The following is a 25,891-nucleotide window of genomic DNA, read 5'->3' on the forward strand; positions in this document are numbered from 1 at the left end:
CCTCCGTACCACGGCGACAACCGCAAAGAAACCGAGCATGCGTGCCCCGCGTCTCCAGTGTACCCTCTCATACGAATGTCGAGCGGATCCACTCCTCAGTTTGAACCACCAGCCCCCCGTGAAGAACTGGACTACGCCCGTTCGGTCCTGAAGGCCGAGGCCGCGGCGATCTCGGGGCTTGTCCACGCCGCGATCGAGGACGGAGACGGTTTCATCAAGGCCGTCGGTCTGATCGTGGGGTGTGCGAGCGCGGGCGGCACCGTGCTCGTCTCTGGGCTTGGAAAGTCCGGACTGGTTGGAGCCAAGATCTCAGCAACCCTGTCGAGTCTTGGGATTCCCTCGCACAGCGTCCATCCCGCCGAGGCGGCCCATGGCGACCTCGGACGCTTCCGCGCGAACGACACCGCGCTCTGTATCTCTCATTCGGGGGAGACCGACGAGGTGGTAGATCTGGCCGCGATTCTCAGGCAGGATGGGCTCCCGATCATCGCGATCACCGGCGGAGGGCAGGAGTCGCCATCGAGTCTCGAACGCCTCGCTACGGTTTCGTTGCGACTGGGCGTTGAAGAGGAGGCCGGCTCGCCGACACTTGTCGCACCGACCTCCTCAACGACCGCAACAATGGCCCTCGGCGATGCACTCGCACTGTGTGCCGCACGCCGCAGGCAGTTTACTGAGGCCGATTTCGCGAAGCGGCACCCAGGAGGGAGTCTCGGCGGTCTGCTGCGTCCTGTGACGGATGTGCTGCGATTCAGCGCGGGCCGCAATCTTCCCGTGGTGCCGGATGACCTTCCTGTGGGCGATGCGTTGCGAAGCGCGATCAACGGGGGGAGGCGCCCGGGCGCGCTGCTTCTGGTTGACTCTGATACCGGTCGGCTCTCCGGCATCTTCACCGACGGCGATCTGCGGCGGCTGGTGCTTCGCGACCCTTCCGAGCTCGCTCGCCCGATCCGCGAAGTCATGACGCGCAACCCGAGAACCCTCTCCGATACCGCGCTTGTCCGCGACGCCGTGCGCATGGTTCGCGAGCACAGGGCAGATGAGATCCCGGTCGTTGACAGCGATCATCGCCCGGTCGGGCTACTGGACGTCCAGGATCTGGTCGCGATGAAACTCGTCAAGGATTGAGTGTCTACGCCGGAGGATCGCCCGTGAAACGAGACGGATCGAGGATCGAACTCCTTGTACTCGACGTCGATGGCGTCCTCTCCGACGGCTCCATCATCCACGGACCAGAGGGCTTCGAGCTGAAGCGATTCAATACGAAGGACGGGTTCGGTCTCAACCTTTGGAAGCAGATGGGATTTCGTGCCGCCATCATCACAGGAAGATCGAGCCAGGCCGTCACAACCCGCGCTCGCGAGCTGGGAATCGACCCTGTTGTGCAGGGCTCGAAGGACAAATCCCGGTCTCTCGCATCCATGCTTGAAGCCCTGCATCTGACCGCGGACAGGGTGTGCGTGATCGGCGATGATTGGCCCGACATTCGTATCATGCGTCAGGCGGGATACGCCATCGCGCCAGCGGACGCGACACAGGAGACAATCGCCGCCGCCGATCACGTGACACGCCAACGAGGAGGCCACGGTGCGGTCAGAGAGGCGGTCGAGCACCTTCTCTCTCTCAAGGGACTCATGGAGAGAGCCCTCGCGCACTACGATTGAACGATGGCACGCAGACGTATGCTCAAAGCCCGGTTCTACGGCCTCGTCGGTGCCGGCGCGTTCGCGATCGGTGCGGGTGCCCTGATCACGTTTCTCATCGTCTCCGCGAATGAGGCGCCGCAGCTCGCCGAAGACTCGGAAACGCCCGCACCGCCCGACATTCGCGAAGCACTGCCGCAGAACGCCTCTATCGGCGCGATGGCCGGCAAGGATCTGCGGGTTCAGATGATGGACAAAGCGGACCCCACTCGCCAATCGGGCGAGCTTCGTGCTGCGGTCGTCGATCCGATGCAACTCCCTGGCCATTATGCGGTCGACAAGCCGCAGATCTGGATGTTCCTGAAGAACGGAAAGACCCTCTTTGTTCGTGCCGATTCAGGCCAGCTCGTAATGCCGTCGCGCAGGCAAGAGCCGGAATCCGGCGTGCTGCGCGGCTCTGTCGAGATCCGCATCTACGACACGATCGGTGTCGGAGACGAGACCGAACTCGGCGCACCGTCCATTGTCGCTCGCATGCCAGTTCTGACATTTGACACGACCGTTCCCGAGCTCGAGTCGCCTCAACCGTTCACCGTGCAGGGGCGGGGCATTCTGTTTGAGGGACAGACGCTGCGCGTGCTGGCCAGCCAGACGCGAGAGCGGCTCGAACTTGTCGAAGTCCTCCGAGGCGGGCGTCTCGTGTGCACCCCATCAGAAGCGGGCAAGGGCCGAAGCAGTGCTGCGCCTGCGATGCTCCATCCCACTCGCCAGACCTCCGGGCGTGAAACGATGCGTGCTACAAACGCGTCGTATCAGCCGCGCGGGCAAGCCGCGCAAACGCCTCAGACCACCGCTCCGGGCGATGCGAACATCGTCCACTACATGACGACATTCGCCGACGATGTCGTCGTGACACAGACCACGCGGATGCTCACCGGGGATCGCCTTGATGTCTGGTCTCGAATCATCGATGGACGACTTCCGGACGGCGCGATCGGCGGCAGTTCACCCCGCACACCTGAGAGAAGCGAGGCCCCAACGTCAGAGTCCCCCATCACGCCGGCCGTGACGACACGGAACACGCCTGCCGCAACAAACAACCCCCTCAGCCAACCTGCCTCGCCGCCCTCGCAACAGATCGCAGCTCAGTCCGACGAGACCGATGGTTCTGTCGAGCTGACATGGAAGGGTGTCATGGTCGCGCGGCCGCTCGCCTACGAACCCGTCGAACTGGAACTCGACGATGTATGGCTGCGCGTGACGGCCGACCGAACCGGGCTCGTCAGAATGGACGATACCGCGTCAGGGGCTGAAGGGCGATGCACGCTCTTGGAATATGCCGCAACGCGTCAGGAGATTGCCATCGCTCGATCCGGAGCCGAAGGCGCGACGCTGTCGCTCCCCGGAAAGGGCCGGATCACCGCGACCAGGATCGAGCAGAATCTCGCGACCGGCATCGGCTATGTGCCGGGAGCCGGGTTGATGGAATCGCTCGACGTCGCCGACGCAAGGGATCCGCAGCGTCCCATGGCTCGCTGGAGCCGCAGCGCGGTCTTCGCATTCGCGACGCTGGATGGGAGAATGTCCGATCGGCCCGAACGTGTCATGCTTGAAGGTAACTCGCTCGCATCCGCGAGCGGCTCATCGATCTCTGGAGAGACGATCGAGGCGTGGTTCTCTCCGACTTCGGCGGCCCAGAGCTCACCCTCGCTCAGCCGCGTCAGGTCACAAGGTGGCGTGCTGGCTCGCGACGCAGCCGGAAACTCGATCCAGTCAGAACTGCTCGATGTGCAATTTGTGTCCCAGGATGCCGGAGCCAACCCCGAGCCGAGCGTGGCCACCGCGATCGGATCTGTGCGTGTCGCAAGCTCACAGGGTGACATCGTGACGGCCGGTTTCGTCGAGGCGGATCTGGCCCGCGATCCGACCGGCAATCTGACCGCCCACACCGCAAGAGCCGAGGAATGGGTGGAGGTCACGACATCGGATGGCAAGCAAGCAGTCGCTTCGACGCTCCTCGCGCTCGTGCCCGAGCAGCTCATCGATCTTTCAGGGCCGGGCTCGAGCGTCTCGCAATCGACGCCTCATGCTCGCACAACTGCAAAGGGCGAACTGATCCGGCTCGATGGCCTTACAAACGCGATCACGATCACGGGCCCGGGATCGTTCGCCCATGAATCGAGCCGAACCTCGGAAGAGACACCGGGCCGCTCGATCAAGGCCGCCTGGACAGAGTCGATGATGTTCGATGATGCCCGTGGTGAACTCCGTGCACGAGGCGATGTGCGAGCGGAGTCCAACGTATCGATCCTCGAGCGACAGACGATCGAGGCCGACAGCGTTGATGTCAATCTCGAGCCGGCGGGCACATTCGAGCGACGCCTCCGCGATGCACGCCGCGACGGCCTGCCAACGCCCGAGCGCGAGATCCTGTTTGCCCAATCAACATCCGACACTGAAACGGGCACGGACTCGATGGTCCAAGCGGTCTATTACGCGATCGACGACGACGCACCTGAGGGACGGCGCATCGAGCGTCTGTTCCAAGCCCAGGGCGCGGTCATCACAAGCGACCAGAGCACCGGCACACTCGAGATCCCAGGGCCCGGCCGCTTCGTCGTCGCCGACCTTCGAGACAAACCGACCGGCGCAGATCGCTCTCCGGGCATGGCGTCTCAGGCATCATCGCGCGGCCGGACGCTCTTTCGCTGGGACGGTGCGATGCGATTTGAGCGAGCGACAGGCATCGTGCGCCTGAACGACAATGCCTCCATGGTCCAGAGGCGACTCCAGGACGATGGCGTTGTCAACGTGAACGCGAGCATGCTTGAGGCGAGGGTTCAAGAGAGAAGCGCGGCCGCACCTTCGCAGCCCGCCTTCGATCTGACCGGCGTGACCGCGACCGGGAACGTTGTGGTCATCGAGCGCGTGGGTTCTCCGCTCACGCTCAAACGCGAGATCGTCGCGGATCGGCTGGACTACGACACAGTGAGAGGAGTCGCTGAGGCGACCGCTACAACCGACTCAGGTGTGACGCTCTTCGAGATCGAACGGGGCACACCCATCCTAGCCCGCAGCATCTTCTGGGATCTGGTTCAGGACCGGATCGATGTCCGCGGCCTCAGCCCGGTCACCTCGCCACGTTGACCAAGACCTGAGCACGACTCGGCCGAACCATTTGTGCCTAGCACATCAGCTCGACGTGCGATCAACAATCCGGTAATGCTCGCGCTCACCCCGGCCTCGAACTGGGTAATCCTTCCTCAGCGGGTGAGCAGGAAACGACTCCCACGTCAGGATGCGCCGGAGATCGGGATGGTTGTTGAACCGTATCCCGAACATGTCGAACACTTCACGCTCTGTCCACTCGGCACCGGGCCAGAGATCCGTCACAGAGTCGATCACGAGCGAGGGGTCTTCTTCGGTACCTTCCGTCGGTTTCGACGGATCGAGGAAGACCTTCACAAAGAACCTGTCGTCGCGTGAGCTGCTCACCAGGTTGTAGATCACGGCGAAGCGGCCGGGCATCTGAGCCGGATAACCCAGGTAATCGACGCCGATCACGTCTGACAAGAAGTCGTACGCACACCGGGGATCACTCTTCAGGAAAGACATGACCCGATGCAGATCGGCGGGTTCAACGATCAGGGTGGATTGACCTCGGAACTCCGTCGCGCGGAAGCGAGACGCCGGCAAAGAGTCCTTCACGATCTTGAACGTCGGATGCTCGAGATTGGGTTTCGACTGTGTCATGCGTGCCTCGCGTGCCTGGCCGCCACGATCATGGGGGACAGGGCAGCAACTGTAGCCACACCCTCAGACTTCCCGCCCGAGCCCGATCGCGGCCCACAAACCAGACTCATCCGGCACATTCACCGGTCCATCACAAGCGATCATCAACGGAATCTCTCGTGCCCGGGCCACTTCAACAAACGGCCTCAGCAGTCTGGGGTCGATTCGCCCGGCATCGAGTGATGCGGCGACAGCCCTCCCGTCTTGTGCGAGATCGACATTTGAAAGAATGATCGCACCGAGGAGCGGAGCGTGCTCTGCCACTTGCCGAACCCGCGAGAGGTGGTCCTCGGCTTGATCGAGCATCGTTGGCGCAAGCAGACCGACCGGATCAAGAGCAAGCAAGAGGCCATGCTGCTCCTGTCGAGCAAACGCCAGGCAACGCTGTGGATCGGACAACACATCCGCATGGTTGGGTCGAATCATCACACGCGTCGGCACGCTGGAGAATCCTGTTTCATCTCGACGCAAGAACTCAGATCGGAGGCGCTTCAGCCAGTGCTCCAATGCCTGCTGTCCCGCGAGTCCCCATGTGTGATGCGGCAACGCCAACGAGCCGCTACGGAACACAAGCACGGGATGCTCGCGATAGATCCTGAGGTTCTCCGTCTCGAGCTCTTCGCCGAGCGGATTGCGATCGATCCACCTGCCAATCGGCTTGGCTTCTCGGTCTGAGATCACGCCGCTCGCGTTGAGGAACAGAATCTGCATAGACCCGACGATAGCTGCGCACATGCTGCGCGTCCCGCTACGTCCTTGTCGGTTACACCGTGGAGCTTTGGAATCCTGACCGTCGATAGTGGATGCCCGAACGGGAACTCATGGAGCGATGCGTTGATCGGACTCCTCTTTGAACACACGGTTGAGTCGTCCATCGGCACAGGAGAGCCAGAGCTGTCGGCATGCCTGCGCCGCGACCAGCTCGTGGATCGCATCGTGGGACTCAATCCCACAGCGAACCCGGCCTTCCTCTTGCGATTCGATGATCGCACGCTGGAGGAGTATCTCAGCCACCTCCAGATCGCCTCCGAGCCGCGCGGCAACCGATGGGTGCGTTCCGCCTCGACTCCCGCAATCGTCTGGACCGAGTCCCCGACAGATTAATTTGGGCGCGACATCTGTATTCGTCGCTCCAATTCCCGAGACCTTGCTTTCTGGCACGTGGCGCGGGCGGTTGTGGTGGACCGCCCGCGCTGCCGCCGGTTATGGGGGATCTCGGCGAGAACACATGCGGACTTTCTTGGTTCCCGGACTCATGCACGCCGCGTCTCCGTCCGATGTAGGTGCCTGTCGTAGATCCCTTCAAGATCGGCTCTTGAGTGGTCCGATAAGTGCTACGAGGTAGGGCTATACCCCGACCCGGAAGGTGACACGGAGCGTGCGAATGCGACCACCTCACTCGGCAGCCGCAGCGGCATGTGCATGCACAATGGCATGTGCGGGCTGCCAGAGCTTCACGGCAACCTCATATACCCCATCCGGCTCATCAGCCGACCCCAGGCCTGTCGCGACCTCTCACGATCAACCCGTTCCTGCGACATCAGCCCGAAGCAACAACGACCAGCAGGGTCTCGGCGGGCCGCGTGGATCGAGTCTAGGTTTCGCCTTTGATCCGTCCGACACGGGATACTCGGTTGCTTTGAGGCACGCAGTGCCTTCTGAGGCGTCGATCGGCGTGGCCGATCGGAACGCGCCGAACGCGAACCAGATCACCTACACATTCGATGGCGCGGACTTTGACCCGATGGTCTCAGCCGACGGATCGGTCATTGTCTATGCCAGCACGCAGCACAGACCGACACCTGATATTTATCTGAAGCACGTCGGCTCAAGCGTCATCAGACAGCTCACGAACGATGCGTCCAGCAACGCCATGCCCGCCTTGAGCCCGGACGGCAGCCGCGTTGCGTTCTGCTCCGATCGCTCGGGAAACTGGGATATCTATGTCATGCCCGTCGGCGGCGGACCCGCGGTTCAGATCACAACAGATTCGTCGCACGACATCCACCCGTCCTGGTCGCCTGACGGAACAAGACTTGTCTTCGGCCGCCTCGGTCAGACCACGCGCCGATGGGAGATGTGGGTCGTCGACGCCTCCAGCCCGACAGTCTCGGAGTTCATCGGATTCGGCATGTTCCCAGAATGGTGCCCGATTGCCGGCACCGGCGAGAGCGGCTCGGACAAGATCCTCTTCCAACGCAGCCGCGAACGTGGAGACAGGGCTTTCGGCCTCTGGACGCTCGACTACGGCAATGGACGCGTGGGGAATCTGACACAGATCATCGCTTCGCCTCTCTCCGCGTTCATCAACGCATCGTGGGCTCCGGACGGGAAGCACATCGCGTTCGCGACGGTCCCGACCCCTGCCGCGTGGTCCGATGCATCCGCCGCCCGGCCTCCGAGAGCGGAACTCTGGATGATGCCAGTGACGGGCGGTGCGCGTGTCGCGCTCACATCGGGCGACGCGGTCGACCTCATGCCGACATGGGGTCCCGACAACAGGATCTTCTTCGTCTCTGATCGCTCAGGATCGGACAACATCTGGTCAATGGACCTCTCTCCTGCGATCCTGGCGATCACCGGCTCCGAGCCCGCATCGAGATCGGTCATCACCGGATCTGGCACCAGAACAATCACACTCGAACGAGACCAACCTCTCGCAAACGTGCGAGAGAGAGAGTAAACAGAAGCACACGGGTGCCCGCGCGGAAACGTGCCGGCACCCCATCACAGAAGCCCGACCGGAGGACCGGCGGCGAAGAAGGCAGGACGCCATGACAACCGCACCGACCATGCTCAGATCCCGAGTGTCGCGAGCGATCTCGCGCCTCGGAACCCCGCTCATTGCCTCGTGTTGCACCCTGTTCGCCCTCGTGGCGTGCTCGGGCACACAGACCGAGAGGGTGCTCACGCCCCCGCGCGTCCTCGTCGCTCCGTATGACACGACGCGAGGCGAGACGCTTTGGGCCGTCGCGCCGCTTCGCAACGAGTCCGGCACAACCCTCATCGATGGATTCGAGATCACGGACAAGGTGATCCTCGCTGTCGAAGAGGTCCGCGGTATCAGATGCCTCCCACTCAATCGTGTGATCGAAACGATGCGCTCGCTCGAGATGATGGCGGTTCGCACCCCGGACGACGCACAGCGTCTGGCGAGCGCGCTGCGCGTTGATGGCCTGATTGTCGGCTCCATCACGGCGTACGACCCGTACAACCCGCCGCGGATCGGCCTAGCACTCGCCCTCTACTCAAACTCGGCCGGAAGCGGCACAAACCTCGACACGCGGACGCTCAGCACACAGGCGACCGACGCATCACGCCAACACGCGAGATCGTCGCAATCGCCTTCAACGGTTGTCTCAGCGATGCTGGATGGCGCGAACCACCAGGTCCTCATGGACGTAAAGACGTATGCGCAGGGACGTCACGACGACCGCAGCGCACTTGGCTGGGAGATCTACCTCGCGAGCATGGATCGGTACGCGCAATTCGCGGCCCACCACGTTGTGGACCGGCTGGTGCAGAACGAGTGGCTCCGGCTCACAAACGACGCCGGGCGCCAGGCACAGGCAGCCCCCTGATCCCCACGGCCTCGTCGGCCTGCCGGGGTCGGAGGACCTCAGCGCGAGACGACGATGCCGTTCCGTCCCGAACAGAACAACGCCGCGAGCCGGAGCGTGCGCATCACGCTCGCATCCGGCAAGCATCGCTGGACGTTCGAGTGCGACCAGCGTGGACGCGACGCGCTCGACACCACCCTGCAATCGCTCGTTTCGCACAGCGGGCTGAGCTTCTGTGAATCCGACGCGCTCATCGTCCGGCGCGCGGTCGCCGAGAGTCTCGGGCTTGTCCCACAAATCCGTCAACCCTCGGCACAGGACCACCCCCCTACCGGCCGATAAACCTGTACGTACAGGAGCATCACATGTCGTCTCTTTCGATTATTGAAGCGTTCGCGACCTACCTGATTGACGAGCGCCACTTCAGCCCATACACGGCCCGCTGCTACGGTGCCGACCTCCGCCAGTACGTCGATTTCCTCTGTTCCGAGCACGGGACAGAGATCAATGAGAAGCGAGAGGCGGAGATTTTCTCCCAGCTCGCTGACCGTGCCGCACAGCCCGGTCAGTCCAAGACCGACCATAACGTCCTGGCCAAGATCGCCCCCCACTCGCTCACCGGCCTGATCTGCGACGCAACTGCAGACTCGATCAGGGCCTTTCTCGCCCACCTGGGCGAGCAGCAGTACTCCGCGGCAACAATGGCCCGCAAGATCGCGACCCTGCGCTCGTTCTACAAGTGGGCGGATCGCCGCGGCTTCTCGTCCACAAATCCGATGATGATGATCCGCACGCCGCGCCAGGGCAAGCGATTGCCGAAGGCGATCACCGTCGAGCAGGTAGAGCGCTTGCTCTCTGCCCCGGGCGACTCAGACGTGCTCGGTGTGCGCGACCGCGCGATGCTCGAGACCCTCTACTCAACCGGTATCCGCGTCAGCGAGCTCGTCGGCTTCGACATCGAGGATCTCGATATCTCCGGCGAAGCGCTGCGTGTGCGCGGCAAGGGGAAGAAGGAGCGTCTCGTTCCGCTCGGCTCTCACGCGCTCGCATCGATCACCCGTTACATCGCGATGGTCAAGGCCGACCCTCGCTTCGCCCAGAACTGGACCGATGCCCGCCCGACACACCCGTTCTTCATGAACAAGCATGGACAGAGACTGTCCAGCCGCTCCGTCCGCAGAAAGCTCGACAAGTACCTCATCCGGGTCGGGCTCGATCCCTCGATCAGCCCGCACACGCTTCGCCACTCGTTCGCGACGCACCTGCTCGATAACGGTGCCGATCTCCGCAGCGTCCAGGAACTGCTCGGCCACCAGTCACTCAGCACGACGCAGATCTACACCCATCTCACATCGCAGCGAACCAAGGATGCGTACAAGAGCGCACACCCGAGGGCCGAGGCGATCTGATCACCGCTGGCATGGGCGTGAATCGCTCAACGCTCTCCGAGCGCCTCGGAAATCGCATCGCGAATCTCGACCTGTGCCTCGTTGATCCTGTCCTCCAGGTCATCAAGAACGACGACCTTGTGCAACCTCCCCGCGCGGTCAACGATGCACATCGCCGCCCTCGCACCTGGTGCCACGGCATCGATCGTGCGTCTCTCGGGCGTGCTCCAGACGATCCCCACACCGTCCGGACCGAGATCACCGATCTCACTCGTGATCGCCTCGTAGCGGGATGCGCTGAACCCCACACCACCGAAAATCGCCGCCGGCAGGAGCACAACCTCCGATCCAGGTCGTGTTTCTCCCGACACGACGCGGCTGCGCAGCCGTTCGCGCAGCACGCTCCGGCAGATCTCCGCGCCCTTCCGAACGTCACGCAACGAAGCCGATAGCGACGCTTGATCGCCGCTCGCGCGGAACATCGTCACCACCGCCACGCCAATTCCATTCCTCGAGTTCGCCGAGACGGGCTTTGTCCACAGGTCCTCGTTCAACACCCATGATCGCCCATCTGATCTGACCCAACCGACTGAAGGAAAGAGATCTCCGGGCACGATCGTTGGACGTCGATCCACCACCGCAGCCAGCGTTGCTCGCCTCTCAAGCCCCTGTGTGCGGGGCTTCCATCCAGTCAGTTCACCCGCCTCGATCGGTTCAAGCGTCACAGTGAGCATCGCGAGCGGACCACCGCTCGGGCCAGACACCACAAGACGCACCAGACGTGAGCTGCCCCGATCGAAGGTCGCCTGTACGGCAAGATCGCCGCTCATGCCGCCCAGCACCCAGAACGCTCCGGTTGAGTCTTCTGCCAAGCCGTTCCAACGGATCTCCGGAGTCGCGGGGGTCCATGCTGCCTCGCCAGACAAGATCGCAACGGTTGGAGCCACGATCGGTGGCAAGACCGCCCGCAACGAAGCCACGGGACCTTCCTCGACTCGCTCAGACTCCCACCACCCACTCGCCTCCCGAGATCCAACAACCAGCACACCTCGTTCATCGGCCCATACGCTCATCCCAGGGAACTCGATGAGCAGACTCGCAACGCCTTCGCCGGCTGGATTCACCCTGACCAAGAGCCGCGAACGCTCGCGACGCCCCATGCCGTCGATCACCTCGACGTCAATTCGGTCGGCGAAGGGTGCTGATGCGTAGCCCTTGCGTGCCATCGCAATGACCTCACCGGCATCGGTCGGCTGGATCGCAAGGACGTGTGTCGCGATGAAAGACGTGACGAACGCGGCCGCACAGACCCGTTTCAATCCTGATGCTCCGAAGCGATTCAGTCGCCACATCGCAGCCGCTCCAATGCCTCCGCCACTGTGTGACCATATCCAGGGATCCTTGCCTGGGCAGCGATCTGGGCCAGTGGCGCGAGGACAAACTCTCTCTCGAACATCCGCGGGTGCGGAACCTGGAGTCCCGGTTCGTCGATCATCGCACTCCCATAGAGCAAGAGATCGAGATCCAGGGTCCGAGGCCCCCATCGGGACACCGTCGCACGGTCCCGCCCGTGCTCTGCCTCAATCCGCAGCAGCTCCCCAATCAGCCGCCGCGAGGGCAGCAAGGTCTCGATCGCAATGACTCCGTTGAGAAAGTCCGGTTGATCGGTGACGCCGACCGGGGCGGTCTGCATCCAGTCCGATCTCGCGATCACGCGTGTATGAGGCAGCCGTGCAATCTGACAGATCGCGGACTCCAGCGTCGCCGCTTTCTCGCCCAGGTTGGAACCGAGCCCGATGTACGCGACAACAGCCACGCCGTCGCTCGGACTCACCTGCCCCGATATCTCGTCATCGACCGGCACACTACAGCCAAGCCCGCAGCCAGAGCAAAAGCAAGCGGACCCGGAAGATTCCGGGTCCGTGTGTGGACTTCATCCAGTCTGTATGCATGCCGGACAGCAAAGGCCGAACCAAGACTGCTCAGCGATCGCTGCCGTCGTCCTCGAGTTCCCGCATCTTGTGCTGCATCTGGGCCTTCAGGCGAGCGAGGATGGAAGAGTGCATCTGACTGACGCGAGACTCAGAAAGAGCGAGCGTCGCGCCGATCTCCTTCATCGTCATCCCCTCGTAGTAGTACAGAATCACGATCAGACGCTCCGCACGGGAAAGCCCCTTTGTGAGCATCTCGCGAAGGTCCCTGCTCTGCAGCATCCGCAGCGGGTTCCGCTGCGTTTCATCGCGGATCACATCGATCTCTCGCAGCTCGCGCGTGCCGTCGGAGCCGAAGCACTTGCGTGTGAGACTGATCGTGTTCACGGCGACGGAGTCACGCTTGTACTTCTCGAACTCCTCGAACGGAATGCCCAGTCGCTGGGCAACCTGCTGGTCCGAGGCCTCGTGCCCGGTCTCCATCTCGATCTTCTGGCGAGCGTGGTCGACCTTCGCCGTGCGATGACGCACAAGGCGAGGGACCCAGTCCATGGATCGGAGTTCGTCAAGAATCGCGCCGCGAATGCGGGGGGCGCAATACGTCTCGAACTTCACCTTTCGGTCGAGGTCGTATGCGTCGATCGCATCCATCAGGCCGAACAGGCCCGCGGACATCAGGTCCTCGATGTCGACCTCGTCAGGCAAGCGTGCATAGATCCGCTCGGCGTTGTAACGGACAAGCGGCAGAAACTTCTCCATGAGATAGTTTCGCAACTCCTCCGACGGGGCCTTCTGGTACTCCCGCCACACCTCTTCGATGGGCCACGATTCATACGGCGAACCCGCAAGCCACGCTTCAGCGTGACGCGCGGCGTACCGCCCGTGTCCTCTCATGCCGTGACGAAGTGATTTCGCTGCTGACATCTGGTCCGCTCCTTGACCCTCGACGTCGAGTCTCTATGTTCCGGCTGAGGCAGAGGCCTTGCCGCCTACAGGCTCGCACCTGAACCGTCCTTGGCCAGGTGACGCGGGAGTATACATGCTTCTCCGTGTCACGCTTGCCAAATCCACACCTTGTCCACCCAAGAATTCACGCAGCACGACGGATCTCCCTTGCATCTGCGTGGAGTCCGCCAGCCGCTGCTCCTGCCGGCACGTGTCCCTCAATCTGCTGCTCGCCCAGAACAGGTCTCTCGCTCCCATAAACGCCGGCCGCATCGCTTGCGACGGCAGAGAGAACCCAGCCCAGAACTCCCCCAGCAACGCGGCAGACCACGAGCACAATGATCGCACGCCCCAGAACCGTGACCGCATCGTTCTGCGCAAGCAAACCCGCCGCGATCGCGATCGCGAATGAAGCCAGCGCGAAACACGCCCCGATGGGTCGGCCGATGGATTCCACGTCGCGGTTCACCCCGTACAACGGCCCTTCAGCGAGGCCGAAGCGGGCCTCATCGGCCCAAGAAAGCCCGCGCTTGAGCGAAGTAGCTCAACCCGGCGGTGAACTTCCTACCTGTGACGATCGCGCCACCGATTATCCATACGCCGCCCTAACGCGCGCCCCGAACAGTTGTCGCATGGCTCAGCCGAACCCACTCAGCAACCGTCTGCGAGAGCGCCACGATATCTCGCCTCGCTCGCGACCTTCCGGGGTCGCTCAGGAGCGGACGACGGGTTCGCGATGCGAGCACCATGTCACGATCCCACGAGATCGTGCCCGCGGTTCTGAGATCCATCTGCAGGAACCTCTGAACCACGGCACCGAGCCGCTCGACAACTCGCTCAGATTCAGCGGCAGAGCCGACCTGATTGAGCACCAACCCCGCGCGAGCCGCCGTTGACCGATTCTCAACGCGCAGTGCCTTCATCAATCCATATGCGTCCGCGATCGCTGCCGGCTCTGGCGTCGCCACGATGAGCGGCACATCCGCAGCGTGCATCCACGATCTCACCCCGACGCCGATCCCCGCGCCGGCATCTACAACCACGATGTCCGCGTCGGCACCAAGCGTGCCCAGCCCCATCACCAGCGCGTGACAGGCGGTTCTGTCGCCATCCGCTACCCGCGCCACGCCCGCGGCACCGGGAACAAGCCGAAACCCCAACCCGGTATCAATCGACAAAGCCCGAAGCGGTGCCACACCCTGGGACAGTTGGCGGTCCGAAGTCAGCAGGTCGAGCCGACGTGACGGAGAAAGGCCGCACACCACATCGATATTCGCAGTGCCCAGATCGCCATCGACAACCGTAACGCGCAGACCCCGCTTCGAGAGCGCAATCGCGAGATTGACAGAGAGAGCAGTCTTCCCGACGCCTCCCTTCCCAGATCCAACGGCGATAACGCCAGGCCACCCCCGCCGATCACGGGAGACCTCCGGCGGCGACTCGATCGGAACTATGGCCGGAGCACGCTGCGCTGCCTCCGCCAACGAACGGAGCCGTGCGGCCTGATCGACTCCCACGTTGGCCTCTCGATATCGAACAGGCGTGGGCGAGATCACCGGAGGCACGCTCATCCCACAGGCCTCCTGCTCTCTTGTTCATTACGACTCGGGTGGCCGAGCAAGATCGACACGACCCGCTCGCCGCTTGCGACCTCGATGTTGTCGGGCACATCCTGCCCATTCGTCAAGTACGTCAGACCAAGCCCGAGCGAACGCGGAAGATTGATGAGCGAGCCCAGAGCGACCGCCTCATCCAGCTTCGTGAAGGCGAGACTAGTCGGCCGAAGCACGCCGAATGATGCCACCGCTTCAAGAAGAACGGGCTCAGCAGCCGTTGCCGCGAGGACAAGATGCACGCGGTCTGGCTCTGCCGCCGCGATGACTTCTGCCAGTTCATTCAACCGCTCGGAGTCGCGTTGCGACCGACCCGCGGTATCTACCAAGACGACATCCACGCCATGCGAGCGACCTATCGCACCCGCCATCTCCTCGGGTCCCCTCACAACCTCTACAGGAAGGCCGATGATGCCCGCGTAGGTCTTCACCTGCTCGACCGCTGCGATTCTGTATGTATCCGCAGCGATGATCCCGACCTTCTTGTTCTGTCGCAGTGCAAGATCCGCGGCCATCTTCGCGATCGTTGTCGTCTTGCCGACGCCAGTCGGACCGACAAGCGCAACAACGCGGGGTCGCCCTCGCCTCGGAGCGACGCCATCGGCAACCGGCGAGATCGGCACCATCGAGGCCAGCGTGCTCCGGATTGCTCTCCAGACACCCTGGCTGCTGCCGCCGATCGTGGGGTCCGCCTGCACGCGCTCGACCAACTCATCGATCCAGACAGAGGCCACACCATGCCGACGCAGCGCATCGACACAGCCGCCGAGTGGCCCCCCCAAGCGCGGACCTGTGGCCGTGGTGGGCTCTGTCGGAGGACGCCGGCTGATTTCGAGCACCTCGCTCACGAGTTTCTTGATCGATGCCAGTTCAGACTCGAGCGTCGCTCTGGCTGCCTCATCAACCGGATTGATACCAACCCGAGTGCGAGGCAACACGCTCGGAACAGGAACAACCGGAACCGGCGTCGCGATGTCGCGAGCAGCGGGCGTCTGTCCAGGCACCGGCTCGCGTGGTTTGCCCGGCTCAGAAAAATCAGGCAGAGCATAAGCTCTCGCAATGGCTGGTATTGACGTCGCCGAAGGAGACAGAACCGGCTCGCGGACCCGAGTCGGCGTCACCTGAGGGTTCGCACCAACAGCCGCCCGCGGCCTGGGACCCGGCGCCCGCTGGTCAGACGACGCTGTGATCTCGACCATCGTTCGGGCACCAACGCCCATGACGCCGCCGACCTTGAATGAACGTGCGTGAAGAATGACCGCGTCTTTCCCGAGGTCTTTCTTGACCTCTGAGAGCGCGTCCGCCATGCTGTGAGCGCGGTAGGTTTTCAGTTCCATCGGCGCCGTCCTTGGGCCATCGTGCTTCCTGCACACTCACTGTAGCAGATCTTCCCGCTCTGCATCCACCGACCGCCGACCTTCTCGGCTATGCCGCTGCCGGAGAGTGCCGCGACAATGCGCTCGGCACCCCGATCAGCCCCATCGACTCCGCCTCGACGCCCGATGCGACCTCGTTGTACCCGAGCACCGCCACAGCGGGCATGTGCGGATCGAGGATCTGTCGCACCGCCGCCCTCACCTGCGGCGAGGCAACAACCACCGGATGCCCACCCGCAGCGGTCACCCGCTTGAGCCCCTCGGCGATCTGCTCCGCGATCGCACCCGCAACTCGCGCAGGCATTGAGAAGGTGGTACCCGCGGCTCCACGGTCGATGTATCCACTGATCACGTCCTCGAGGGACGGGTCGAGTGTCACACAAGTCAGCGTCATACCACCCTCGGCCGATGGGCTCGCGTACTGCTGGCATATCGATCGCTTCAGCCCATTGCGGACGTACTCGGTCAGAATATCCAGGTCCTTGGTCCTCGCCCCCCATTCGGAGAGGGTCTCAAGGATTGTCTCCATGTCACGCACGGGCACACGCTCCCGCAGGAGGTTCTGGAGGACCCGCTGGAGTTCTGCCGGCTTCACGATTGTCGGCACAGTCTCCTCAACCAGCTTCGGAGCTCGCTCCTTCAGCGGCTCGAGCAGGTTGGCCACTTCCTGCCGGGTCAGCAACTCATCCGCGTGTCGCTTGATGATCTCCGTGAGATGCGTCGCAACCACGCTTGTCGGATCGACAACCGTGTAGTTCATAGACTCCGCTCTGGCTCGCTGCGACGACTCTATCCACCAGGCGTCCAGACCAAACGCGGGCTCTCTCGTTCGTTCCCCGTCTACCTTGCCCTCGGCGATCCCGGAGTCCATCGCCAGCAGCCGATCGGGGCGGACGCTCCCGCTCGCCACGACCGCACCCCGCACCTTCACGCGATACTCGGTGGACTGAAGCTGGACATTGTCACGCATGCGCACAGGCGGCATGACAAGCCCGAGTTCCATCGCGAGTTGGCGACGCACTGCGGCAATCCGGTCCAGGAGTGTCCCGCCCTGGCCCGGATCGACCAGTGAAACGAGGCCGTAGCCGACCTCAAGCTCGAGGGTGTCCACCTTCAGAAGCGTCTCAACCGGAGGGGGCTCGGCCCTCGTGTGGGTCGCCGCAGCAGCAGCTTCCGCATCCTGCGCAGACCTGCGTTTCCCGCGTGTCTTTGACCAAGCGATCCACCCGATCAGTCCGGCGCAGGTCAGAAGCGGTATCGTTGGCAAAGGCGTCATGGCAAGCAGCGTCAGAAAGCCGGTCGTGATGAACAACCCCTTCGGCTGGCTGATCAACTGGCCCGTCAGTTCCTGCCCCAGGTCCTCGCGTGAGCCGGATCGCGTCACGATCAACGCGGATGCAATCGCGATGATGAACGAGGGAATCTGGCTCGTGAGTCCATCGCCGATCGTGAGCTTCGTGAAGACCTCGGCCGTCTGCCCCGCAGGCCAGCCGCGGTCGATGATCCCGATGGCGAACCCGCCGAGCACGTTGATGATGGTGATGATGATCCCGGCGACCGCATCGCCCCGAACGAACTTGCTCGCACCGTCCATGGCGCCGAAGAAATCGGCCTCCTGCCTGATCTCGTCACGCCTGCGCCTCGCCTCGGCCTCGTCGATCATCCCCGCGTTCAGGTCGGCATCGATCGCCATCTGCTTTCCCGGCATCGCATCGAGGGTGAACCTCGCCGCAACCTCGCTGACTCGCCCGGCTCCCTTGGTGATCACGACGAACTGAACGATGACAATGATCAGGAAAATCACCACACCGACAAAGAGCGAATCGCCCGCCACGAAGTTCCCGAAGGCGCGGATGACGTGACCCGCAACCAGGGCCGCCTCCGCCGGGGATGAGGCGTCCGCCGTGAGAATCAGGCGCGTTGAGGCGATGTTCAGCACCAGCCGAGTCAGTGTCGTCGCAAGCAGCAGCGACGGAAAGACGCTGAACTCCAGCGGCTTGGCCATGTAGATACATGTCAGGAGCACAATCACCGATGCCGCGATGTTCAGAGAGATCATGATGTCGAGCGCCGCCGGCGGCAGCGGCACCACGATCACAACGATCATCAGCACGAAAGCGACAGGCACAACGAGCCCACGATGACGCGCAACCCAGGCGGTGATCCCGCCCGTTGCCGTCGCACTCGCTCTGCCGTCATTCACCGCCAACGCTGCCGCTCCTCTGACTACTCACACCATCACGCGGTGCGACGATCCAATCGATAGACGTACGCAAGCACCTCCGCAACCGCCTCGTACTGCTCGGGATCGATCGCGTGCCCGACCTCGACGTTGTAATACAGCGCTCTCGCCAGAGGCGGACGCTCAACGATCGGAACCCCGTAGACCGCCGCGACCTCCCTGATTCGATACGCCAGAAGATCGGCCCCCTTCGCGACCACGACCGGAGCCCGCATCTTCTCGTTGTCGTACCTGAGCGCGACGGCAAAGTGTGTCGGATTCGTGACGATAACGTCCGCCTTCGGAACGTCAGACCGGATCCTCTGCATCGCCATCTCGTACGCGATCTTCATCCGCCTGCGCTTGATCTCAGGGTCCCCCTCCATCGAACGCCGCTCATCCTTGACCTCTTGCTTGGTCATGCGAAGGTCGCGCGTGTGCTGCCACTTCTGATACCACCAATCGAGCACGCCAAGCACAAGGAAAATCGCGATGACCCATACCGCGAGTTCAACGATCGACCATGTCATCACAGACACCGCAGCGAGCACATCGAGGTTCGGAAGCGTCGCGAGCGCTCCCATGTTCGATGCCAGAACGATCGTCGCGATCCCCGCGGCGATCACGAGCTTCGTGACCCCCATCGCGCCCTTCACCATGCCGCGAAGCCCGAGGATTCGCTTGACACCCGCAACCGGATTGAGCTTCTCCAGCTTCGGCTTCAGGGGATAGGTCGTAAACAACACCCCGACCTGCATCATGTGGGCGATGGCCGCCGCGACAAACATGATGATCATGAATGGACCGGCGATCGTCACACCCTCCATGGCCGCCCACTTGATCGTGCGCGCAAGATCCGAGTGTCCGAGCGCGACCGCGTCCGATTCAAGCTCGAGCGTGCGACGCATCACGGACGACATGCTGCCGATCATCCACGCCCCGAGCACGAGCAGGACCGCGAGCGCGACCGCGATCTCGATCGCCCCTGTCAACTCTGTGCTCTTGGGGACCTGCCCCTTATTCCTGGCATCGCCGAGACGACGCCCGGTTGGCGCTTCCGTTTTCTCCCCTAGCTCCTGGGCCATATCGCCCCCTCACTCTCCGCGCCGAGCGAGCCCACCCAACCCTCGACCACGCGGACCATCCCCGACATGGCGTCGGCACTGACATCGCCGATCACGTGCATCGAGATCGCCAATACAAAGACCCCGAGCAGGATCTTGAGCATGAATCCGATCGTCATCGTGTTGATCTGAGGCACGAACTTGCCGAGCAGCCCCATCACGACCATCAACGCACCGACGGCACCCCACACCGGGGCCGCGATACGCGCCGCGAGCTCCATACCAGAACCGAGCACACCGACAAAGGTCTCCAGAGGCAGATTCTCGACCCCGAACCCGCCCAGCGGCACACGATCGAACGTCGCAAGCAAAGCAAGAAAGAGACTCTCCAATCCACCGATGACAACAAACGCCGCGAAACCGACAAAGAACAGGAGCTGCCCGACCGCATCGACTTCCGCGTCTGTCTCAGGGTTGTAGACACGGGCGAGATTCATGCCCATCTGATGACCCATCAACACACCTGCGAGGTCGAGAGCCAGCAGCGGGGTGACAGCGATCATCCCGATCGAAACACCGATCATCGTCTCGGAGAACAGCAACCACGGCAGCGAGATCAGATCCGGCTTGATGTCCGCCCATCCCGCGCCAATCACCATCGGTGCCGCAGCCAGCCCGAGCGCGGCCGCCAGCAACGCCCTCGCACGGAGAGGCAGCGTCAGACTCGACACCATCGGCGCGAAGACAAACAGGCCCGCGATGCGAGCGACCACGAGCAACCACGGAACTGTCTGGCCCAGCAGGGCCTCGACGCCCGGCATCAACGGACTCCTAAGACAGTGTAAATGCCTCGATCGCATACTCGATCAGACGCTGGGCAATCCACGGGATAAGCAGTGCCGCGACGATCACCATGACCGCGATCTTGGGCACAAAGGTGAGCGTCTGGTCCTGGATCGAAGTCACCGACTGGAAAATGCTGATCCCAAGCCCAACAAGCATGCCGACAAGCAGGATCGGCGCAGCGATCTTGAGCATCACAAGCAGCATCTGCGTTGTCATCTCGATCACACCGTCGTTCATCAGAGATCCCCTTCACGCATCAGCACACCACCCCGATCAGCCCCGGCGCTATGTCGTGCAAGACCGCGAGCACACCATCAGGACCGAGCAACATCGCGCTCCGAACGCCCGACTCGACGCCCTCGCCTCCCTGTCCCGTCGTCACGAAACTCGTCAGCAGACCCCCGACAACCAGCCGCCAGCCGTCCACAAGGATGAATAGCAGCAGCTTGAAAGGCAGCGAGATCAGCACGGGCGGCAGCATCATCATGCTCATCGAGATGAGGATGCTCGCGATCACCATGTCGATCACGAGAAACGGCAGATACACCCTGAAGCCCATCATGAACCCGACCTTCAGCTCGCTGAGCACGAACGCAGGGATGAGCGTCACCATATCGACGTCGCCCCGGGTCAGACGCTCCGGCTCCGTCGTATCCACGCCGCGATACTCGAGCACCATGTACACGCTCGACCAGTTGCCGCTGGCGTCGATCTGGTCAAACATGAAGTCCCTGAGCGGCTGACGCGCCTTGATCCACAGCGTGTCGTAGTCGGTGATCTCCCCCTGCCTGTACGGCTCAACCGCCTCATCCCATACTCGCTGCGCTGTCGGAGCCATCACGAGCATCGTCATGAACAGCGCCAGCCCGGTCACGACCTGAGGCGGCGGCAGCGTCTGCGTGCCCATGGCCTGCTTCAGCAGGCCAAGCACGACAAGAATCCGCAGAAAGCACGTGCAAAGCAGCATGATCGATGGAACGAGTGAGATAACAGTCAGCACCAGCATCACGTTGATCGCGGCCGACAGCCCCACCCCTTCACGCGACCCTGCACCACGTCCCGTCAAAGTCCCCGCCGCATCGTCGAGCACACGAAGCGGATTCAGCGTGCCCGACATCGAGCTTTGCAGCAGGTCGTCCCCGCTCGATGCAGCACCTATCGACCCGCTCTCAACCGGCGGCCCGAACTGCGCGCCAGCAGGCCACACCATGAACGCCACGACGAGCATGATGCACAGCAACCGGCTCATCGGCCTCCTCCTCGCCGAATGGCTTCGATTCTCGATCGAAGTGCCTCCGCCCCATCCTGCTTGCTCCCTTGCCCTGTGTTCCCAACTTGAACTGCGGGCGTCTGCTGCCGAACAAGCGGCTGGGAACGAGCGATTGGCTCACTTCCAGCCGCGTTCTGCCGAGCAGCAGATCCACGCCGACCCCCGACACGCTCGAACCAGTCGGCACGCTCGATCGGGGGCACAACGGTCACGGCGCGCTCAGAAGCTTGCGCCGGCTCACTCATCTTCTCGATGATCTCTCTGAACTTCCTGGCGACGCTCTCTCCGGACTCATCGCGAGTCTTCACAAGAATGGACGCCACATCCTCCGGATCGCTGAGCTCAGCCAACGTCGCAAGCCGCGCCCCGCCTCGCCCAGCCGTCTGTCCCACAAGGATCACCCTGCGATCCAGTTGCAGGAGAAGCAGCGACTGCCCGCGCGCGATCGGATACCGCCCGAGCACGCTAAGAACCCCGGCGGGCGCTCTTCCGCCAGGGCCACAAGCGCCCGCGATGCCCCCGTGTTTCTTTGCAATGAGTCTGATACCGGCAGCAAAGCCCACGATCACGACGATGATCCCGCCGAGCACAATCAGCGTTCGGGCCTCCGATGCCACACCACGAGAACGCTCCTCGCTGCCTGATCGGAGCGGCTTGGCCTCGACTGCGGGTACGCCCAGCGGCCGACGCTCTTGCGCAGCCATGTCCGTGCTCGCGACGACTGGACCTCGAACGTCCGTTGCTCGCGGCACAACCGCCGCCGACACATGCTCCTCCGGCTCTGGGCCGGAACCACACACGACCTGACTGGCAACGCCGATCAAGACGCCGCACACGGCGGCACGCATCGCTCTGAATGGAATGATGTCGTTCTTGCGGCCCATGTCGCCATCCTGGCAGGGTCCCGACGCGATCCTCGCGTCGAATCACAACTTGTCATCACGCCGGCGTCTTGACTCGGTCTGTTGGCGTCTCCACGATCTCGCTGATACGCACACAGAAGTTGTCGTTCAGCACAAGAATCTCGCCGCGGGCCACGTGGCGCTCGTTCACATACACGTCAACCGGGTCTCCCGCGAGCTTCTCGAGTTCGACGACCGCGCCCTCGCCGAGTTTAAGAACATCCTCAACGAGCATCCGCGTCCGGCCGAGTTCAATCTTCACGTTGAGCGCGACGTCCGCCAGCAAGGAGATCCCCTGGCTCTCCGCACTGCCCCCCACACCCTGGATGTCGGGAATCTGAAACTTCGCCGGCGATGTCTCGCCGCCAGGCGTCGCACTATCCGGAGGACTCGTCTGCTCTGACATTGGCTCCGCCTCTGCAGATCATGACCCTTGCCACGGCGCAGCCACAACGCCGACACAGTGGCGATCTGGTATCGGTGAGATACCCACCAGCACGCCAATATTGCCGCCACGCGCAATCTCCGCGCGGTTCCGGCCGTCCGCCGCGCATCAATCGATCTGCATGCCCTTGCAACGCGGGATGAGCACCCGTGCGATGTAGGGGTCTCCGTTCGGATCGGTCCCCATCACCTCGGCCATGTACGCCGTGAGCTGCCGGTTCATTGTCTCCAGGCCCGGCTCCTTCAACTGGGCGTGGCTCGCCCGCCTGAAGAGCATGGAGACACCCTCTTTGATCTCAGCCGATCGTGCCTGAAGCACAAACGCGACGTGGTCCTCGTGCTTGGCCTTCACCTTGAGGAAGATCTCCACGTCCCAGAGCCAGACCCGCCCGGTCTGCATGTTCTGGAACCGGTCCTCCACCAGTCTGAGCTCCACGAGAGCCGTTTCCGCCGCGGCATGCCCGCCGTCGATCTCCGATGCCTCGCTCTTGGCAGGAGCGGACATCATCTTGACCGCTGCGAAGACCGCGATCCCCTCAACGGCCATCAATGCCCCGACGACGATCGGCAGCGGAAGACCCTTCTTCTTCGCCGCTTTCTCTTCCGACTTGGGGGTCTCTGCTGACATCCCGCTCTCCCATCCATGGGGATCCACACACTCATGGTCACGCCGCGCGGCGTCCCGAACGCCCGTTCGCCACCCGCACCCCATCCGAAACCGAGGTCGCCTCGGGCGCGATCCGACCTGCAACAGGTCCGGCCGCTCTCCCGACCTTCGACCCAATCGCCAATGTCAGGATCGACCCAAACGCCAGTATGGCAACGATCGCTCCGAAGACCTGTCCAGCCGATAGCCCCGGGGTCACGCCGATCGCCATGGCGAAGATGCACAGCCCGCCGAGGACAGCACTCATCCTCTGATGGCGTTCCATGTGCCGCAGACCTTGGAACCCGCTGACCGTGCGCATGACATGCTCCGACCCGGCCAATCGCACCGGGTCTTTGAGCATCGGTTCCGTACACGAACGTCTTAAGCACTGGGCCCCGCTGCCTCGATGACGACGCTCATCGGGCAACAGATACACTGTTCGAACGCTTCGGACACTTGTTATCGGACGACCCGCGGGCGACGCTCAACGTCCGATCAGGAGCAGCTGCTGGATCAGGTCGTCCGCAGTCCGCACGACACGCGAGCTGGCGGAGTAGCCCGTCGAGGCAGTGATCATCGTGATGAACTCCTGTCCCAGATCAACGTTCGAGAGCTCGAGCGCGCCACTCACGATCACGCCCGCGCCCAGTTCACCCGGCAGCGCCTCGACCGCAGGGCCGCTGTTCGAGCCCACCACATAGATGTTGTTCCCAAGATCTACAAGCCCCTCGGAGTTCCTGAACGTCGCGAGCGCGACCTGGGCTAAGGGTCGAGTCAGCCCGTTCGTGAACACACCCGTGACAACCCCATCAGCCCCGATGCCGAAGTCGGCAAGCGTCCCGATCGGGGAACCGTCCCGGTAGACAGCCGCCACAGCCGAGCCGCTGCCCGAGAGTGCTGTCACTTCCCCCGCATCGTCCTGCAGGTCGATCTCAAACGACAAGGCGGGGTTCGCACCGGTGCCAGACCTGTCAACGGTCACTCCGATGGGTGCCGTCGTCAGAAGCCGCCCGTTCGTATCAAAGTCAACCGTGCCGGTCGCAACACGAACATCGCCCCCGCCGCCATCGCGGGAATCAACGTAGTACCGCCACCTTGTCCCGAGATCGCCCTTGGACTCAAGCGCAAACATCACCTCGACCTGCACAGGCGCACCCAGTGAGTCGTAGACGATGAACGCCGTTCTCACGGACTCTCCATCCGCCTCATGCACCACCGACGGCACAAACGGTGTCGATACGAGCCCGCCCTCCGCGCTCAGCACGCGAAGGTCCGATGCATCAATCTGAATCGCGTTCGCCGAGCCCGTGTTCCCAACGATGGTCATGACGCCAGTCGCGGGATCGAGCGTCACCCCAGGCGTCTCGCCATCGGGATTGGTCCCGCCCGTGCTGTGCAAGCCCATCGCTCGCGTCAGAAAGTCCATGATGTCCTGAACCGTCGTCGTCGATTCGATGCGAAGCGAGTTGGGCGGCAATGTCGTACCGCCGCGTTGCGCCCCGCGGACCTCAAGAGACTGTCCGGCAATGAACAACGGCGTACCGCTGCCGGGAGCCAGAGGATCCTCGATCTCAACCACGAGACTCGTCGTTTCGAGCAGATTCGATCCGCTGGCCGGCACTGTCGCGCCTGCAACAAGCGAGAACCCTGCCATCTCCGACGAACCGAGTGTCACCTCAGAGCCCCTCGTTGACGCGCTGCCGCCCGCATTCAGATTGCCGCTGAATCGCGTGAGCGTTGTGGCCTCTGCGATCGTCAGCTCACCGATCGGTATCGAAATGCCGCCCAGCGTGCCACGCTGGATGTTGTACTCTGAATCAACGGAGTACCCGAGCAGACGCTCACCGGTCACGGTCGTGAGGTCGCCCTCACTGTTCTGACGAAAGCCGCCGGCCCGCGTATACCCCACTTGGCCGCCTCGCTCCACCATGAAAAACCCGTTGCCGTCGATCGCCAAGTCGCGACCATCACCGGTTGGGCTTATCGCACCGCCACCCATCTGACGCTGCGTTCCCGCAACCCTCACGCCGAAGCCCACCTGCGAGGGATTCGTGCCGCCAGTCGTGTCGCCGGGAGGCGTACCGATGCTCAGCGTCCTGCCGAACATGTTGGAGAAACTCACGCGGCTGGATTTGAATGCCGTCGTGTTCGCGTTCGCGATGTTATTGCCGACGACCTCGATCGTCCGCGAGTTCGCCGCGAGCCCCGAGAGCCCTGTGTAGAAAGCGGTTGTTGTCGCCATCGTGA

General features: G+C 63.0%; 26 protein-coding genes. 8 read left to right on the forward strand and 18 right to left on the reverse strand.

Annotated features, from left to right (window positions below; translation table 11 throughout):
• Window positions 1–75: 75 nt before the first annotated feature.
• Genes KF838_08530 through KF838_08540 form a run of 3 tightly spaced genes read left to right on the forward strand, consistent with a single transcriptional unit; the run spans window position 76 to window position 4,790 of the window.
• Complete coding sequence (locus KF838_08530) at window positions 76–1,128, forward strand: KpsF/GutQ family sugar-phosphate isomerase (GenBank protein ID QYK46831.1); 1,053 nt, start codon at window positions 76–78, stop codon at window positions 1,126–1,128.
• Window positions 1,129–1,151: 23 nt separating this feature from the next.
• The gene (locus tag KF838_08535; GenBank protein QYK46832.1) at window positions 1,152–1,664 is read left to right on the forward strand and encodes an HAD hydrolase family protein; all 513 of its coding nucleotides are present in this window, start codon (window positions 1,152–1,154) and stop codon (window positions 1,662–1,664) included.
• A 3-nt stretch (window positions 1,665–1,667) separates the two neighbouring features.
• Window positions 1,668–4,790, forward strand: a complete 3,123-nt coding sequence (locus tag KF838_08540) for a hypothetical protein (GenBank protein QYK46833.1) — start codon at window positions 1,668–1,670, stop codon at window positions 4,788–4,790.
• Between the two features lie 45 nt (window positions 4,791–4,835).
• Here KF838_08540 and KF838_08545 read toward each other — a convergent pair whose 3' ends face one another.
• Complete coding sequence (locus KF838_08545; GenBank protein ID QYK46834.1) at window positions 4,836–5,396, reverse strand: NADH-quinone oxidoreductase subunit C; 561 nt, start codon at window positions 5,394–5,396, stop codon at window positions 4,836–4,838.
• 63 nt (window positions 5,397–5,459) lie between these two features.
• Window positions 5,460–6,146, reverse strand: coding sequence for a hypothetical protein (locus tag KF838_08550; GenBank protein ID QYK46835.1), 687 nt, complete (start codon window positions 6,144–6,146; stop codon window positions 5,460–5,462).
• 123 nt (window positions 6,147–6,269) lie between these two features.
• Between KF838_08550 and KF838_08555 the strand changes: the two genes are divergently transcribed.
• The 5 genes from KF838_08555 (at window position 6,270) to KF838_08575 (ending at window position 10,404) form a co-directional block, all read left to right on the forward strand.
• Complete coding sequence (locus tag KF838_08555; protein QYK46836.1) at window positions 6,270–6,539, forward strand: hypothetical protein; 270 nt, start codon at window positions 6,270–6,272, stop codon at window positions 6,537–6,539.
• Window positions 6,540–7,086: 547 nt separating this feature from the next.
• Window positions 7,087–8,118, forward strand: a complete 1,032-nt coding sequence (locus KF838_08560) for a PD40 domain-containing protein (GenBank protein ID QYK46837.1) — start codon at window positions 7,087–7,089, stop codon at window positions 8,116–8,118.
• Window positions 8,119–8,209: 91 nt separating this feature from the next.
• Window positions 8,210–9,016, forward strand: coding sequence for a hypothetical protein (locus KF838_08565; protein QYK46838.1), 807 nt, complete (start codon window positions 8,210–8,212; stop codon window positions 9,014–9,016).
• A gap of 54 nt (window positions 9,017–9,070) precedes the next feature.
• On the forward strand, window positions 9,071–9,337 hold the full coding sequence (locus KF838_08570; GenBank protein QYK46839.1) for a hypothetical protein: 267 nt from the start codon (window positions 9,071–9,073) through the stop codon (window positions 9,335–9,337).
• A gap of 23 nt (window positions 9,338–9,360) precedes the next feature.
• Complete coding sequence (locus KF838_08575) at window positions 9,361–10,404, forward strand: tyrosine recombinase XerC (GenBank protein QYK46840.1); 1,044 nt, start codon at window positions 9,361–9,363, stop codon at window positions 10,402–10,404.
• A 26-nt stretch (window positions 10,405–10,430) separates the two neighbouring features.
• On the opposite strand, the gene KF838_08580 is transcribed toward KF838_08575, so the two are convergent.
• The 16 genes from KF838_08580 to KF838_08655 form a co-directional block, all read right to left on the reverse strand.
• Window positions 10,431–11,735 (reverse strand): hypothetical protein, encoded by a 1,305-nt coding sequence (locus KF838_08580; protein ID QYK46841.1) that lies wholly within the window; start codon window positions 11,733–11,735, stop codon window positions 10,431–10,433.
• Window positions 11,723–12,247: a 2-amino-4-hydroxy-6-hydroxymethyldihydropteridine diphosphokinase gene (folK, locus tag KF838_08585; GenBank protein ID QYK46842.1), complete on the reverse strand. Its 525-nt coding sequence runs from the start codon at window positions 12,245–12,247 to the stop codon at window positions 11,723–11,725. The genes KF838_08580 and folK overlap by 13 nt, the downstream gene beginning before the upstream one ends.
• Window positions 12,248–12,365: 118 nt before the next feature.
• Window positions 12,366–13,208: a FliA/WhiG family RNA polymerase sigma factor gene (locus tag KF838_08590; protein ID QYK49826.1), complete on the reverse strand. Its 843-nt coding sequence runs from the start codon at window positions 13,206–13,208 to the stop codon at window positions 12,366–12,368.
• Between the two features lie 196 nt (window positions 13,209–13,404).
• Window positions 13,405–13,716, reverse strand: a complete 312-nt coding sequence (locus KF838_08595; protein ID QYK46843.1) for a hypothetical protein — start codon at window positions 13,714–13,716, stop codon at window positions 13,405–13,407.
• Window positions 13,717–13,864: 148 nt separating this feature from the next.
• Window positions 13,865–14,830 (reverse strand): P-loop NTPase, encoded by a 966-nt coding sequence (locus KF838_08600; GenBank protein ID QYK46844.1) that lies wholly within the window; start codon window positions 14,828–14,830, stop codon window positions 13,865–13,867.
• Window positions 14,827–16,209 carry a flagellar biosynthesis protein FlhF gene (gene flhF, locus KF838_08605; GenBank protein QYK46845.1) on the reverse strand — a complete coding sequence of 461 codons (1,383 nt, stop codon included), beginning with the start codon at window positions 16,207–16,209 and terminating at the stop codon, window positions 14,827–14,829. Before flhF ends, KF838_08600 begins: the two co-directional genes overlap by 4 nt.
• Window positions 16,210–16,297: 88 nt before the next feature.
• The gene (gene flhA / locus KF838_08610; protein QYK46846.1) at window positions 16,298–18,451 is read right to left on the reverse strand and encodes a flagellar biosynthesis protein FlhA; all 2,154 of its coding nucleotides are present in this window, start codon (window positions 18,449–18,451) and stop codon (window positions 16,298–16,300) included.
• Between the two features lie 35 nt (window positions 18,452–18,486).
• Complete coding sequence (gene flhB, locus KF838_08615; GenBank protein QYK46847.1) at window positions 18,487–19,554, reverse strand: flagellar biosynthesis protein FlhB; 1,068 nt, start codon at window positions 19,552–19,554, stop codon at window positions 18,487–18,489.
• Window positions 19,539–20,354 carry a flagellar biosynthetic protein FliR gene (locus tag KF838_08620; protein QYK46848.1) on the reverse strand — a complete coding sequence of 272 codons (816 nt, stop codon included), beginning with the start codon at window positions 20,352–20,354 and terminating at the stop codon, window positions 19,539–19,541. The genes flhB and KF838_08620 overlap by 16 nt, the downstream gene beginning before the upstream one ends.
• Window positions 20,355–20,364: 10 nt before the next feature.
• Window positions 20,365–20,616 carry a flagellar biosynthetic protein FliQ gene (locus KF838_08625; protein QYK46849.1) on the reverse strand — a complete coding sequence of 84 codons (252 nt, stop codon included), beginning with the start codon at window positions 20,614–20,616 and terminating at the stop codon, window positions 20,365–20,367.
• Between the two features lie 19 nt (window positions 20,617–20,635).
• Window positions 20,636–21,496, reverse strand: a complete 861-nt coding sequence (gene fliP, locus KF838_08630) for a flagellar type III secretion system pore protein FliP (protein ID QYK49827.1) — start codon at window positions 21,494–21,496, stop codon at window positions 20,636–20,638.
• 128 nt (window positions 21,497–21,624) lie between these two features.
• A complete protein-coding gene (locus KF838_08635) occupies window positions 21,625–22,533 on the reverse strand; it encodes a flagellar biosynthetic protein FliO (GenBank protein QYK46850.1) in 909 nt (302 codons plus the stop codon).
• A gap of 55 nt (window positions 22,534–22,588) precedes the next feature.
• Window positions 22,589–22,957, reverse strand: coding sequence for a flagellar motor switch protein FliN (gene fliN / locus KF838_08640; GenBank protein ID QYK46851.1), 369 nt, complete (start codon window positions 22,955–22,957; stop codon window positions 22,589–22,591).
• A 147-nt stretch (window positions 22,958–23,104) separates the two neighbouring features.
• Complete coding sequence (locus KF838_08645; protein QYK46852.1) at window positions 23,105–23,623, reverse strand: hypothetical protein; 519 nt, start codon at window positions 23,621–23,623, stop codon at window positions 23,105–23,107.
• 37 nt (window positions 23,624–23,660) lie between these two features.
• Window positions 23,661–23,963, reverse strand: coding sequence for a hypothetical protein (locus tag KF838_08650; GenBank protein ID QYK46853.1), 303 nt, complete (start codon window positions 23,961–23,963; stop codon window positions 23,661–23,663).
• A 165-nt stretch (window positions 23,964–24,128) separates the two neighbouring features.
• Window positions 24,129–25,886, reverse strand: a complete 1,758-nt coding sequence (locus KF838_08655) for a flagellar hook-basal body complex protein (GenBank protein ID QYK46854.1) — start codon at window positions 25,884–25,886, stop codon at window positions 24,129–24,131.
• Window positions 25,887–25,891: the final 5 nt, after the last annotated feature.

The sequence above is a fragment of the Phycisphaeraceae bacterium genome, from assembly GCA_019454185.1.
In the GTDB taxonomy this organism is placed as follows: Bacteria; Planctomycetota; Phycisphaerae; order Phycisphaerales; family UBA1924; genus JAHBWV01.